This window comes from Arthrobacter sp. TMP15 (assembly GCF_039529835.1).
Taxonomy (GTDB): domain Bacteria; phylum Actinomycetota; class Actinomycetes; order Actinomycetales; family Micrococcaceae; genus Specibacter.
The window spans coordinates 78,932-92,654 of the sequence record NZ_CP154262.1; the positions used below are offsets into that span (position 1 = coordinate 78,932).

At 59.0% G+C, this 13,723-nt stretch carries 10 protein-coding genes; 7 read left to right on the top strand and 3 right to left on the bottom strand.

Annotation, left to right across the window (positions count from 1 at the left end; all coding sequences use genetic code 11):
- Positions 1–160: 160 nt before the first annotated feature.
- Entirely contained in the window at positions 161–1,132 is a 972-nt protein-coding gene (locus AAFM46_RS00335; protein ID WP_343318889.1) for a type IV toxin-antitoxin system AbiEi family antitoxin domain-containing protein, read from the top strand.
- 119 nt (positions 1,133–1,251) lie between these two features.
- Here the strand turns inward: AAFM46_RS00335 and AAFM46_RS00340 are convergent, their stop codons facing one another.
- The gene (locus AAFM46_RS00340; protein WP_343318890.1) at positions 1,252–2,733 is read right to left on the bottom strand and encodes a mannitol dehydrogenase family protein; all 1,482 of its coding nucleotides are present in this window, start codon (positions 2,731–2,733) and stop codon (positions 1,252–1,254) included.
- 185 nt (positions 2,734–2,918) lie between these two features.
- Between AAFM46_RS00340 and AAFM46_RS00345 the strand changes: the two genes are divergently transcribed.
- The 3 genes from AAFM46_RS00345 to AAFM46_RS00355 all read left to right on the top strand — a co-directional run bounded on the left by AAFM46_RS00345 (position 2,919) and on the right by AAFM46_RS00355 (position 7,537).
- Entirely contained in the window at positions 2,919–4,667 is a 1,749-nt protein-coding gene (locus tag AAFM46_RS00345) for a pyruvate dehydrogenase (protein WP_343318891.1), read from the top strand.
- Between the two features lie 292 nt (positions 4,668–4,959).
- Positions 4,960–6,126 carry a 23S rRNA (adenine(2503)-C(2))-methyltransferase RlmN gene (gene rlmN / locus AAFM46_RS00350; RefSeq protein ID WP_343320297.1) on the top strand — a complete coding sequence of 389 codons (1,167 nt, stop codon included), beginning with the start codon at positions 4,960–4,962 and terminating at the stop codon, positions 6,124–6,126.
- Positions 6,127–6,493: 367 nt separating this feature from the next.
- Positions 6,494–7,537, top strand: a complete 1,044-nt coding sequence (locus tag AAFM46_RS00355; protein WP_343318892.1) for a lytic polysaccharide monooxygenase — start codon at positions 6,494–6,496, stop codon at positions 7,535–7,537.
- Between the two features lie 169 nt (positions 7,538–7,706).
- On the opposite strand, the gene AAFM46_RS00360 is transcribed toward AAFM46_RS00355, so the two are convergent.
- Positions 7,707–8,366, bottom strand: a complete 660-nt coding sequence (locus AAFM46_RS00360) for a peptidyl-tRNA hydrolase (RefSeq protein WP_343318893.1) — start codon at positions 8,364–8,366, stop codon at positions 7,707–7,709.
- A gap of 170 nt (positions 8,367–8,536) precedes the next feature.
- On the opposite strand from AAFM46_RS00360, the gene AAFM46_RS00365 reads away from it, so the two are divergent.
- Entirely contained in the window at positions 8,537–9,766 is a 1,230-nt protein-coding gene (locus AAFM46_RS00365; RefSeq protein ID WP_343318894.1) for an aminotransferase class I/II-fold pyridoxal phosphate-dependent enzyme, read from the top strand.
- Between the two features lie 274 nt (positions 9,767–10,040).
- Here the strand turns inward: AAFM46_RS00365 and purB are convergent, their stop codons facing one another.
- Entirely contained in the window at positions 10,041–11,483 is a 1,443-nt protein-coding gene (gene purB, locus AAFM46_RS00370) for an adenylosuccinate lyase (protein ID WP_343318895.1), read from the bottom strand.
- A 150-nt stretch (positions 11,484–11,633) separates the two neighbouring features.
- On the opposite strand from purB, the gene AAFM46_RS00375 reads away from it, so the two are divergent.
- Together AAFM46_RS00375 and AAFM46_RS00380 are read left to right on the top strand one after the other, a co-directional pair.
- Positions 11,634–12,068: a hypothetical protein gene (locus AAFM46_RS00375; RefSeq protein WP_343318896.1), complete on the top strand. Its 435-nt coding sequence runs from the start codon at positions 11,634–11,636 to the stop codon at positions 12,066–12,068.
- A 63-nt stretch (positions 12,069–12,131) separates the two neighbouring features.
- On the top strand, positions 12,132–13,715 hold the full coding sequence (locus AAFM46_RS00380; protein ID WP_343318897.1) for a hypothetical protein: 1,584 nt from the start codon (positions 12,132–12,134) through the stop codon (positions 13,713–13,715).
- The last annotated feature ends 8 nt before the right edge of the window (positions 13,716–13,723 follow it).

Sequence of the window (13,723 nt, forward strand, 5' to 3'; positions counted from 1 at the left end):
AACTGGTGCGCGCCGACGGCGTGCCATCGTGGCGAGGGCCCCTGAAGTTACACACGCCCCCGCCAGCATGGCACGCCGTCGGCGGTAAAGGGCGCGGGACTTATCCACAGTTCGTTGGAGTGCCATTGAATTCAGCGCATGACAGGTCAAGGCTTACAGGATGGAAACCTCAGAACTTGCCATAAAAATTGACCATGATTGGCCGTCCGGCACCATCATCGTGACTAGTGCAGAGCTTGCCGGTGTTGGTTTGAGCCCACGTTTGCTGGCGGCAGCCGTGAAATCGGGGTTATTGCTGCGGATCCGTCATGGCGCCTACACCAAAATGGCACAGTGGCAAGGGAAGTTTCCATCAGAAAAAGATGCTCTGCGCATCGCGGCACACTTCAAAGCGACGCGGGGCAACTCCCTCTACAGTCACGTCAGTGCAGCGCGTTTGTTGGGGCTCTATGTATGGAACGCAGACGCGATCATCCATGTCACAACACCTTCTTCGTGCTCAGCAACAAGTGCAGTGCCCGGGGTGAGGGTGCATCGCCGGGCCCTAGAGGCCGGGGCGCACCAGCAGATCCGGCACCCCAGGCTCGGAACTGTCAGGGTGACAAGGCTGGAGCAGACCATTGTGGACTGTGCCCGTACGGAGTCATTTGTCACGGCCGTGATCATCGGCGATTGTGGGCTGCACAATGGGGCCAGCCTCGAGGTCATGCACCAGCTGTTGAGCATGCTGACTGGCCGGCGGGGAGTGCGTGCAGCACGGAGAGTTCTTGAGGCACTGAGCATTGGTTCGGAGTCTGCAGGTGAGACCCGCCTGCGGCTGGCAGTGGCGGAGATGGACGTTCCCCAGCCGGAATACCAGGTGTGGTTGAGGGCTGCGGGAAACAATTACCGGGTGGGCGGTGCCTGGCGTGACATCAAATTAGCCTTGGAGTTTGACGGAAAAACCAAATACTTCGCCTACAAGCGCACGGAGGATGCTATCTACGAGGAGCGTCTTCGCGAGCGCGAACTCATGGAGGAGGGCTGGAGCTTTCTGCGGGTGGAGTGGAAACATTTAGCCGAACGGGAATGGTTGGAGCGCCGAATTCTGGCCTCACGGGAGTTAGCTCGGCGCCGAAACGGCCTCCAATGAGCCGACGGTTTCATCCGAGGGCGTGCCAAACCGGTGAGGGCGTATGAAATTTCATACGCCCTCACCGGTTTGGCACGCCCTCGGCGAAGGAGGCGGGCGAAGGGGGTGGAAGTTGCCGGCTACCGATCCAGCGCCACGAGCTCTTCAACAGCGGCCCGGGCACCACGGGTGTGCAGCGTGTTAAGGGTGCGCAGGTAGGCGTCGGTGAAGCGGGTGTTGTCCACAAGGTCGCCAAAAACGTCGCGGTTGCGCAGAAACGCCAGCTTGTCCTCATGTTGTTGCGCCGCGGCCGCCATCAAGGGCACCTTCAGGCGGTCAACCACTGTGATGGGAGCCCCGGATTCGTCCGTCCCTTCGGCATACCGAGCCCAAGAGGCAACGATGCCGGCGGAACGGGCAATCACGCCGTCGTTCTCTAGATTGAGGTTGATGACAGGGACGAGCCATTTGGGAATCCTGTCCGAACTCTCCGCGCAGAGGCGAGTCAAGGTGTCCCGGACGTGTTCGTTGGCAAAACGCTCAATGAGTGTGCGCTTGTACAACGGCAGGTCAACCCCGGGCAGGGGGGAGAGCGCCGGTGTGCCCTCAAGGTCCATGTAATCGAGAAGGAACTGCACAAATAGCGGATCCTGGCAGACCTCGTGCGCGTAGGTGTAACCCGCCAATGTGCCGAAATAGCACAGGGCCTGATGGCTTGCGTTGAGTAGGCGCAGCTTCATGAGCTCATAGGGTTCAACGTCATCAACTAGCTGTACGCCAGCGTCCTCATATGGGGGGCGGCCGAGCGTGAAATCATCCTCCAGGACCCACTGCTCAAAGGACTCGCACACTACTGGCCACTGGTCCGCAATGCCGAATTCCTTGGCAATGGCGCTTCGATCCTCATCCGTGGTGACAGGGGTGATTCGATCCACCATGGAGTTGGGGAACAGTACATTTTGACGCATCCAGTTCGCCAAAGCTGGGTCCCGCAATTCGGCAAACGCCGTAAACATCTTCTTTGCCACGTCGCCGTTGCCAGCAATGTTGTCGCAAGACATGACGGTGAATGGTGCCAGGCCCCGAGCGCGACGGCGGGAGAGGGCTTCCGTGACGAGGGCGAAGGTGGTGCGCGGGGCAGCGTTAGGGGCAAGGTCATGAACAATGTCAGGATTTTCGGCGTCAAACTCGCCGGTGACGTGATGGAAGTTGTAGCCGCCCTCGGTCACTGTCAATGAAACGATTCGAGTGTCAGGGGTGGCCATTTTCTCAATAACAGCCTCGGGGTTGGCCGGAGCGAAGAGATATTCGGTGATTGATCCGATCACTCGGGCCTCGCGCCGGCCGTCTGGGTGCTTCAACAGCAGCGTGTACAGGCAGTCCTGTGCCGCCATGACCTGTGCCATTTTCTCATCATGCGGGAGCACTCCCACTCCGCAAATACCCCAATCAAGGGCTTTCCCGGAGTTCAGCAACCTGTCGATATACATGGCTTGGTGGGCCCGATGAAAACCACCAACGCCAAAGTGAACAATCCCGGTGCTGACTGCACTGCGGTCATATGTGGGCACAGCAACAGATTCCGGTAGTCCGGCGAGGCTCTGCGCATTGAGTTGGACCATGGTGGCGCTCCTTTGGCGAAGTGAGGTTCACCCATTGTATCAAATGAGCGCTTTGATTTGCTCAAATGAGCATGGCGCGTTGTTGCGCCGGAATGTGAGGTTGGACTGGTTGGGCTGCATAGGCCATTTCTGGGGACTATATTGGCCAGTATCTAACGCAGGACTATTTTCAGCAGGAGGACAACGTGGCCAAGGAACTTGCCAGTCAACTTATTGAACAACTGCAGCTTGCCGGAGTGCGGCGCATTTACGGGATTGTGGGCGACAGCTTGAACCCACTGGTGGATGCCGTGCGCAAGACAGGTGGCTCCGCCAACGGAGGTATTGACTGGATCCACGTCCGGCACGAGGAAGCAGCCGCATTTGCAGCTGGTGCGGAGGCGCAGCTGACAGGGGAGCTGGCCGTGTGTGCCGGATCGTGCGGTCCAGGTAACCTGCACCTCATGAATGGGTTGTACGACGCCAACCGGACGGGTGCTCCCGTCCTGGCCATTGCCTCACACCTGCCCAGTGTGCAAATTGGCAGCGGGTTCTTCCAGGAAACTCATCCGGACAGACTCTTCGGGGAATGCTCAGTATATTCGGAGCTCATCAGCACCGCAGAGCAGGCGCCACGGGTTATGCGTAACGCCATCTCACATGCCGTGGGGCTTCGAGGCGTGGCCGTTGTGACTTTGCCGGGTGACATTGCCAGCCTCCCTGCCACTGCACCAACCCCACAGTGGCGTCCGCTCAAAGCGGCAAGCATGGTCCCGGCTCCCGAAAGCGTCACGGAGCTTGCGGACGCTATCAACCAAGCAGAAAAGGTGGCCATCTTTGCTGGCGCCGGTGTGCAAGGTGCGCACGCGGAGGTTATGGCACTTGCTGAACTGATCAATGCCCCAGTTGCCCACAGCCTGCGGGGGAAGGACTTCATTCAGTACCAGAACCCCTTCGACATTGGCATGACAGGCCTGCTGGGTTACGGCGCAGCAGCTGAGGGTATTGAAGGTGCTGACCTGCTGATTTTGCTGGGCACCGACTTCCCCTACGATCAGTTCCTGCCCGATTCGCGCACAGCACAAGTTGACCGTGCCCCTGAGCATTTGGGCAGGCGCACAGACGTTGACATCGCCGTCCACGGGGACGTGCTGCCCACGCTCCAAGCCTTGATGCCGCTCTTGACTAATAAGAAGAATTCCAAGTTCTTGGATCAAATGTTGAAAAAGCACGACAAGCTGATGAACAAGGCGGTTGGTGCATACACCCGCAAGGCAGAGAAACTTGTGCCAATTCACCCGGAATACGCGGCCTCGCTACTGGATGAAATCGCCGCCGACGACGCCATCTTTACTGCCGACACCGGCATGTGCAATGTGTGGACAGCCCGTTACATCAACCCCTTGGGCACGCGCAGACTGATTGGCTCATATCTGCACGGCTCCATGGCCAATGCCTTGCCCCAAGCCATCGGTGCCCAGAGCGCATACCCACAGCGGCAGGTCATCTCCGTCTCCGGTGACGGAGGGCTGTCCATGCTGCTGGGTGAATTGCTCACTGTTGCTGCCCATAAATTGCCCGTCAATGTTGTGGTGTTCAACAACTCCACTTTGGGCATGGTGAAACTGGAAATGCTGGTTGACGGCCTACAGGACTTTGGTGTGGACGTTCCTGACGCCAACTACGCCGGGGTTGCTGCGGCCCTTGGCTTCCATGCGATCCGCGTCACCGACCCGGCCAAGATAGCCGACGCGTACAAGGCCGCCTTCGCCCACAACGGGCCCTCTCTGGTGGAACTGATCACCGATCCCAATGCGCTGTCCATACCGCCAAAAATCAAGGGCGGCCAGGTGTTGGGTTTCGCCACGGCAATGTCGAAAATCGTGCTAAATAAAGGTGCTGGTGAGGCTGTCAGCATGGCCCGGTCCAACCTGCGCAATATCCCGCGCGGCTAAGTGCCGGTCCAACAAAAATCGTCGTGGCTGCGCCGTCGTTTCCGCGGCGCGGAACTGCGCCCGGGGAGTATGGAAACCGCCGTCGTGCGCGGGGCACAATGCCGAGACTTGAGACAGCAGGGAAGAGTAAAAATGTGATCTTGGCGGCCAAGACGGGACAGTTTGGGGTAAGTGGGAGACAATGGAAAGGATGACCTCGAACAAAAGCAACCCCAGCCCTGCGATCGCAGTCCCCAAGGACTCAACCGCCACCACTTCGACGACGCCAGCTCCTCGTCGTCCGGCTCAGGTCATGCCTGCCACGGAGGGCTGGAAGCAGGCGAAGGATCCGGGTGGACGCCCACTGCTGCAGTTCAAATCCCCGCGAGTTTCCCAACCTCCGGTGCATTTGGCGGACCTGACCTTGGCTGAGCGTGAAGCGAAATTCAAGGAGATGGGCTTGCCGGCTTTCCGTGCCAAGCAGCTCTCAGTGCACTACTTCCAGCACTACACCACTGATCCTGAATTGATGAGCGACCTTCCCAAGGACCGCCGCGCTGAAATCACCGAGACAATGTTCCCGAAGTTGCTCACTGAGATCAAGCGACTCTCCACCGATAATGGTGACACGGTGAAGTTCCTGTGGCGTCTCTTTGACGGTTCGCTCGTGGAATCGGTGCTCATGCGTTACCCCGGCCGGGTTACTTTGTGCGTGTCCAGCCAGTGCGGTTGCGGGATGAACTGCCCGTTCTGCGCTACCGGACAGGCGGGGTTGACCCGCAACATGTCTACGGCGGAGATCCTGGACCAAATTGTCCAGGCCAACAGGGTCATTGCTGAAGGTGGGTTGGGTAATCTTCGCCGCGACGGCGGGCACGACGCCGAGCGCGTCACCAACATTGTTTTCATGGGTATGGGTGAGCCGCTGGCCAACTATAAACGGGTCATGAACGCCGTCCACAGGATGGTTGCGGAGGCGCCTGAAGGGTTGGGCATGAGCGCCCGCGGTATCACCGTTTCCACTGTTGGCTTGGTTCCGGCCATCAACAAGCTGGCAGAAGAGGGTGTGGCGATCACCTTTGCTTTGTCCCTGCACGCTCCGGATGATGAGCTGCGTGATGAGCTGATTCCTGTCAATGACAAGTGGAAAGTAGATGCGGCGCTGGATGCTGCTTACAACTACTACAAGGTCACTGGCCGGCGCGTCTCCATTGAGTACGCGCTGATCAAGGACATGAACGATCACCCGTGGCGAGCCGAACTCTTGGCGAAAAAGCTCAATGCCCGCGGCCGCGGCTGGGTCCATGTGAACCCGATTCCGCTGAACCCCACTCCCGGCTCCATCTGGACGTCCTCGGAGCCGGAAGTCATGGCCGAATTCATTGACACGCTGATTGCAAACGGCGTGCCTACCACCCTGCGCGACACCCGTGGCAAGGAAATTGACGGTGCCTGTGGCCAGCTAGCCGCCGCAGAGTAACTTCTTTTGGAGCCGAGCTTCGGCTGGATTATCCTACTGAAAACGGCATTACAGAACGACGCCGGGACCTAGAGTCCCGGCGTCGTTCTGTGGGTTAAGCGCGGCCTTACGTTGGGCGAAGCTGCCTAGTGGAGGGGACTTTCAAGGGAATCCGCACAATTTTTTGCGGATTCGATTCTGGCAAATTCCGCGGTTATTCGATGATTATGGCAGGGATTCAGGTGCTTCTACGTAGTCCCGCTAGGGGGTTCCCCCAATGTTGCTGGAAGACAAGGCTGGCTAGCGTGGTCGTAGCCGCCAAGGAAGCACAGGCAGTATTCGCCACTTCGGGCGGGTAATTAATCACCAGATGAAGCGAGAATTTTTGATGATGCAACTCCGAGGGGGCATGCTCACGCTTGTTGTTGCTGCCGCAGTGGTGGTTCCGCTTGCAACTGCTACCGGATCCTCTGCACATGGTTGGGTGACCGATCCACCTAGCCGGGCAGAAAATTGCGCAGCCGGAACGACAAGCTTTGATTGCGGCAAAATCAAGTATGAGCCCCAAAGCGTTGAAGCTCCTAAGGGCTCCCTGAAATGCAGTGGCGGAGCGCCGGAGTACACCGTTCTTGATGATGAAACTAAGCCGTGGCCACGGAAGAACATTGCTAGCACCATCGACATCAAGTGGAACCTAACCGCTTTGCACGCAACACAAAGTTGGGAATACTTCCTGGATGGCACGCTGGTTAAGACAGTGGATGCTCACGGTGCCAAACCAACCGCCGTCCTCTCTCACAGGCTCACAAATTTACCCCGTGGCCAACACACCATCTTGGCGCGCTGGAATGTGGCCGACACGCCCATGGCTTTCTACAGCTGCCTGGATGTCAACGTAAAAACTGATGGGTCGCTGGATCCGAGCACGGCACCAACCGAACCTGCGGTGACTCCCACACCCACCGAAACGCCCACCCATCCCCCGGCAGGGGTATGCGAGGCAGCCGAATGGAAGGCTGGCTCGTCATATAGTTCCAGTAGTCAAGTGAGCTACCGCGGCAGCATCTGGCGCGCCAAATGGTGGACTCTTGGAGAAGCTCCCAGCGTCATCACCAGCAACGGGGCTTGGGCCTATGAGCGAGTCTGTGGCGCAACGACGCCCAGTGCCACTGCCACTGCTACTGCCACCGCGACGCCCAGTGCCACTGCCACTGCTACTGCCACCGCGACGCCCAGTGCCACTGCCACTGCGACGCCCACGGCCAATGTGCCAGGCTGCAGGTCCATCCCATGGGTACCCGGAAATATTTACGCCGGAGGAGACACTGTTTCCCGCAACGAGCACAACTGGTCTGCCCAATGGTGGACGCAGGGCGATGAGCCCGGCAGAGGTGACCCGTGGGGTGTCTGGAAAGACCTCGGGGCCTGCTAAAAGTTCACCAAACCTAAAGACTGGATGAGGGTTCCGCCGACGGCCGGCCACCTTGATCCCGCGAAGCCACAGGCTCAGTGTCCTTCCGCACCCCCGTTCAAGCCGTCCAAGACACCAACCCGGCCCCCCTGCGCGGAGCCGGGTTGGTGTCCTTTTCGTCTTTCTGCGGCTACGGTGTGGGCGTCGAGACTGCCACGTAAGCGGTGGTGGAGCCGGGTTCAATTTCGGTGCGTCCGGCGTCCTGAATAACCGGCCCCGCCGATTTCCGGGCTCCCTTGCGAAAGTCCTTGGCAGGGAGTTTCTGAATGCCGAGGGGGAACCCATCGGCAGCCCACGCCTCCACCGTGAAGGGTTTTGCCTGAAGCACCCAGGCGAAAAGCGCGTGCGCAGCCTGAGCCGCAGCTTTCCCTGTGGACATTTCTAAGGATCCATTGAGTACAATCGTCAGCGTCTGCGGCGGCAAAGGATCCCCAGCAGGCAGCGTGGTGGATGAAACCTGTAGTTTGGCCAGCAACTTCGGCAGATTCGCTGAGGGCATCGGAGCCAGTGCCATGGCGCTCGCCTGGCCAACAGAGACAAGTGCATGTTCGGGAAACGCTGTGAGTACTTTGGCAAACGTCTTGGCATCTGCGCGCCGGACGGATTTGGCGAAGGCCCCGGCGGCCCACTGCTGCCAGTCCGGGTTCTCCGGTTCCCGCATGAAGGCTTGTACGGATGCTAGAGCGGCCGCTGCTATTCCAAATAGTTCACCAGCGGGTTCCTTCCGGTCCACCAACAAAATAATGGGTTGGATTAGTTCCGCGGGAGTGTCTTGTGCAAATTCTTTCACCTCACCAGCCTAAGGGGTTCCCCAACACCTGAGCATTTTCCACGTAACCCCGCGGGTGGAGGAATGCCCCCGTGATGTCTGGCACATATGACAAGCTGGAGTGTCGCCACCATAGCCCGGCGCCATTGCCCTGCACCGCCCTCCACAGCCAGAATCTTTCGGGAGTTAGTATGAGCCATCCATTGACAGTAGCCAGCCGCGCCCAGGTGCCGCCGTTCCAAGTCATGGATATCTTGGCGCGAGTGGCAGAACTCCGTGCTCAAGGCCGCCCAATAATTTCCTTGTGTGCCGGAGAACCCGGTAGTGGTGCTCCCACTGCGGTCTCGGCTGCGGCAGCAGATATCCATTCCACAGGTACGCCGCTGACGTACACGCCAGCACTGGGTATCGCCGAACTCCGCGAGGCCATCTCCGCTCACTACCGCCGCTGGTACGGCCTGGATGTGCCAGCCCGCAACGTGGCTGTCACCACCGGCTCCTCAGGTGCTTTCATGCTCTTGTTTCTGGCTTCCTTTAATCCGGGCGACAAAGTGGCACTGGCCCGCCCCGGCTACCCGGCCTACAAAAATATTCTGCACGCCCTAGGCGTGGACGTGATCGAACTCGATGCTGGCCCAGAGGTGCGATTCCAGCCCACACCGGTGCTACTGGACGCCGCCGTTGCCGAACATGGTCCGCTCACAGGGCTGGTGCTCGCTTCTCCAGCCAACCCCACAGGAACCATGGTCTCCCGCACAGAACTAGCTGCCCTGACGGTGTGGTGTGCGGAGAATTCGGTGCGGCTAGTCAGCGATGAAATTTACCACGGCATCACCTATCCCGCGCTCGGCGACCCCGATCCCAAGGGCGTATGCGCCTGGGAACTTGACCGGTCCGGCGTCGTCATTTCCAGTTTTTCAAAATATTGGGGGATGACCGGCTGGCGGCTGGGGTGGGCGCTGGTTCCGGATGACCTGATTGCAGTAGTGGATGCTTTGGCCGGCAACGTTGCCCTGTGTCCGCCAGCCCCGGCCCAAATGGCGGCCGTGGCGGCGTTCACGGAGCTCTCATACATGGAAGCAGACACGTTTGTTGCCGAATTTGCGCAGACTCGCGCTTACCTGCTGGAGAACCTTGACCGGCTTGGCTGGGTGGATGCCGCCCCGGCGGATGGCGCCTTTTATCTGTACGCGGATCTGGGCGCAGCCATGGACGGCTTCACGGACTCAGCCGGGTACTGCTCAGCGTTGCTGGAATCTGCTGGGGTGGCCGTGGTGCCCGGGCTAGACTTTGACGCCGTCAATGGCCGAGGCACGGTGCGGTTGAGTTTTGCTGCAGGGTACGACGCCGTCCGTGACGGTTTAGAGCGAATCGTTACGTTCCAGGCGGCCCGCTTGCGCGACGGCGCTGCGGAACACTAGTTGCTTAAACGGCTGACTGCAGGTGTGTGCTGGGCTTGCGGTGGCGGTCGTAAGTGATGAAAGCATAGCCATGTACTTTGTCACGGTTATGCCGTTGTCACGCTGGGCGTACCGCTGAATGAAGGTCTACCACTGAATGAAGGCCCACCACAGTGGTTCCTCCGCCAAGCCACATCACCTCTACGCACGGCAGCAACACTCACCGCAGCGCAAACGGCACCCCCGATGCGCCTAGAACGCAAGGTGGGTGCCGCCGTCGCACTTTAGTTTGTAACTATTTTTTCAAGTGGTCCACCAGGGAATCAGCGATGCCGATGTACTTGCCGGGGGTCAGCGCCAGTAGACGGCCTTGGGCATCGGCGGACAGGCCCAGACCCGTGACGAACTCACGCATGCGGGCACCGTCCACGCGATGGCCCCGGGTAAGGTCCTTCAGACGTTCATACGGGTCCTGCATGCCTTCAACGCCGGCAATGGCCTCGGCGCGCATAACCATCTGGATGGCTTCGGCGAGGACTTCCCAGTTGTGGTCCAAATCATCGGCCAGCACCGCCTCGGCGGTGTCCAAACGACCCAATCCGCCCAGAACATTGTTGATAGCCAACACGGAATGACCGAAGGCAACGCCGATGTTGCGCTGACTGGAGGAATCCGTGAGGTCCCGCTGCCACCGGCTGGTCACTAGCGTGGCACCCAAGGTGTCCAGCAGGGCATTGGAGATCTCTAGGTTGGCTTCTGCATTTTCAAAGCGAATCGGGTTGACCTTGTGCGGCATGGTGGAGGAGCCGGTGGCGCCGGGAACCGGGACCTGGGCGAAGTACCCGATGGAGATGTAGCTCCACACATCGGTGCACAGATTGTGCAGGATGCGGTTGAATCGGGCCATGTCAGCGTACAGCTCGGCCTGCCAGTCGTGGGATTCGATCTGGGTGGTTAGCGGGTTCCACGTTAAGCCGAGGGACTCGACGAAAGTCTTGGCAATGTCCTGCCAGTCGGCTTCCGGGACGGAGGCGTAATGGGCGGCGTAAGTACCGGTGGCGCCATTGATTTTGCCCAGGAAATCGGTCTTTGTGATGCGATCGAGCTGGCGGGTCAGGCGGAACGCCGTGACGGCTAATTCCTTGCCTAAAGTGGTGGGTGTGGCTGGCTGGCCATGCGTACGGGACAGCATGGGCACGGCGCGGTTTTCTTCTGCCATGGCGGCAATCTTTTCCACGAGTGCGTGGGCTGCCGGAAGCCAGACATCCTCAACGGCGCCCTTAATACCCACTGCGTAGGAGAGGTTGTTGATGTCCTCACTGGTGCAACCAAAATGCACCAACGGCTTCAAACGCTCCAGACCCAGGGCTTCTAGGCGGTTACCGATGAAATATTCCACGGCCTTGACGTCGTGGAACGTCACTTTTTCAATACCAGCCAGCTCTGTAACGGAGGCCGTGTCGAATTCGGTGACGATAGCGCGAAGGCCTTCCTGCTGCTCAACCGAAAGCGGCTTCGTGCCGGGCAGCGCAGCACTATTGCTGAGGTGGATGAACCACTCAACTTCCACTCCTACGCGGTCACGGTTCAGGGCGGCTTCGGAAAGGTAGTCAACCAATGGCGCTACTGCACCGAAGTAGCGACCGTCGAGAGGGCCCAAAGCGATGTGCTCAGAGGAGGCGGCCAGGGACTTCCGGCCGGAAGGGATGCGGGCAGAGGCATTTGCGGATTCAGACATGGCTCAATTCTTCCATGAACCACCAATTCCCCCACAGCCGGGGCTGATTGAGGTTAGATTCACAATCTGCCGGGATCCTGTGGCGCAGTGGCGTGGTGACTTCTAGGCTGTTTTGCAGGGGTTTCATTCCAAAGGCCAAGGGAGGGCTTAATGAGATATGCAGGTGGTGGGGGCGTCGGGGCGACACATGGTTTTAGTGCGGGCGCGGCTGCTGGTTCCAAGGCAGGCCCTAGCGCGATCGCGGGCCCTTCCGCTGAGTCGGTGTTAGTACTGGCCGAACGGTTGTCCGGAGTAGCTGCAGAACTTCAAAGGTTGCGGTTGCAATTGTGCGCCCTGGACAGCGTGGACTGGAATTCGGTTGCAGCTACTGCATTCCGGAAGTCTTTGGCTGAAGCGGATGCAGACTTCGTTGCGGTGGGCCAACGGACAGAGGCTGCTGCAACGGCGGCAGCAAGCTACGGAATGTACCTGCGTTCAGTAGCTGACTCGCCGGCAGGATCTGATGCGATCTGGCAGCTGAACCCGGGTATCGCTCCAACCTGGAGTGGGAACTCGGGGTTGGGCAGTTGGCGGCCCGCGTTCTAGTACAGACGGACCAGCGGTAAGGCAATATGCAGTGCCGAGGGTGGAGGGTGGAGGAATTCGGGCATGACTGTTTATTCAGAGGATGGGACAACGTTTAGCTTTGCTGGCGGTACTGGTTCCATCAGCTGGACCAGCGCAGAAATAACTGAAACCGGGGCTGTCCTGAACAGGATTGCTCAACTTTTGGATCCCTTGGTCGATCGGCTGCGGTCGGAATGGTCGTGGTTGGCTGATGCTGGCGCGGCACCTTACCCGTTCGAGTGCCTGGATCTTATGAGAGGAGCATGGTGGCAGTGCACAAGCCTGCAATGTGGCATTGCGAGCTTGGCCAAGAAAACAACGCAAGTAGGAATCAACTATGCCCAGGCTGAAACGCTCAACGCCAGAGCCATGACTGAGACTGAACGGGTGGCGAAAACCCGTGCGGGTTTGGACGTTTGGGCATGGGGTGCTTTGGCTCCAGCGAAGTTCGGTGCCGACCTGTTTAAAGTTCTCACCAGAGCCAAACATGAGGGCTTGCGGGACACTGTGGAGCAAGTTCTCCGAGAGAGCGGTGCATACCTCGCCGGCGCACAAGGCCCGGGTATTGCCATGATGTTTCTAATCTCGGCTATGGGCCGAAAAGGAAACGGCCCGGCCGGGGAACGGCAGGCCTTTCTTCTGCGAAAACTTTTTGATGCAACAACCTTGACCCTGCCCGGACATTTAGCCGTACGGGAAGTACCTGCACAGGAATGGGATCCAAAGAGCACAGAGTTTTATCCAGCCGGGCATGCGAATGCCACGGGCGGGGAACCGTGCACAGTTGAGGTGAGTATTGAAGGGATGTTGGCTGGCAGCAGCGAGGCCTATGACTACCCGCCTGGTTCTATCGGCGTTGTGCGGCTGAAACGCCCGGACGGGACGAATGCGTGGGTGGTTCACCTGCCTGGAACTGAAGACTGGTCCACGATGGATAGTTCAAACCCTTTTGATATGGAGGGCAATATCGAGGGTCTGACAGCGGCTAGTCAGAAAGAATTTGAGCAGCAGGAGGTGCTGGTTCAGCAACTAATCAAAACGGGACTTGCAAGTTCAGGGGCAGTAGCGGGAGAAGACGTGGTGCTGACGGGCCATAGTGGGGGCGGGATCCATGCGGCGGCCGCTGCAGCCGATCCGGCTTTCCTCGCTGACGTAAACGTGCGGATGATTGTTATTGCGGGAGCTCCGGCCAAGAACTCTGGAGTGGGTGATGAAGTCTCAGTATTGGACCTACAAAACGAGAACGATATTGTCACGGCTTTAGATTATGGGCCTCCACCGCCATCCAAAAACTGGGTGTCAGTAACCTCTCACCGTCCAGCTGCCGCAGAGGATGGCACTTTGGCGGGCATTGTGGCGGATGCACATTCAATCAAGAACTACACGAATGATGCCACGCGGCTTGATCAAAGCAACAACCCAGCCGTGGCCGGCTCGCGCGAGACGCTGAGGAATCTCCTCGGTGTAGGTGTGGCTGGGGCGGCCATTGGCGGAACCAAATGGGTTTATCAAGGACGTGACGTGAACAATGGGACCAAAGCCAAGCCGGAGCCCAAATCTACGTCTGCTCCGGTGTGGTCGAATAAAACTGGATCGGAAGACCGCTACAGGCTCGGCATCCGATGACCAGCAGT

Bases quoted from the DNA above. Each gene is read 5' to 3' on its own strand.
- AAFM46_RS00335 (WP_343318889.1), top strand. From the start codon at position 161: ATGGAAACCTCAGAACTTGCCATAAAAATTGACCATGATTGGCCGTCC.
- AAFM46_RS00340 (WP_343318890.1), bottom strand. From the start codon at position 2,733: ATGGTCCAACTCAATGCGCAGAGCCTCGCCGGACTACCGGAATCTGTT.
- rlmN (WP_343320297.1), top strand. From the start codon at position 4,960: ATGCCTGCCACGGAGGGCTGGAAGCAGGCGAAGGATCCGGGTGGACGC.
- AAFM46_RS00355 (WP_343318892.1), top strand. From the start codon at position 6,494: ATGATGCAACTCCGAGGGGGCATGCTCACGCTTGTTGTTGCTGCCGCA.
- AAFM46_RS00365 (WP_343318894.1), top strand. From the start codon at position 8,537: ATGAGCCATCCATTGACAGTAGCCAGCCGCGCCCAGGTGCCGCCGTTC.
- purB (WP_343318895.1), bottom strand. From the start codon at position 11,483: ATGTCTGAATCCGCAAATGCCTCTGCCCGCATCCCTTCCGGCCGGAAG.
- AAFM46_RS00375 (WP_343318896.1), top strand. From the start codon at position 11,634: ATGAGATATGCAGGTGGTGGGGGCGTCGGGGCGACACATGGTTTTAGT.
- AAFM46_RS00380 (WP_343318897.1), top strand. From the start codon at position 12,132: ATGACTGTTTATTCAGAGGATGGGACAACGTTTAGCTTTGCTGGCGGT.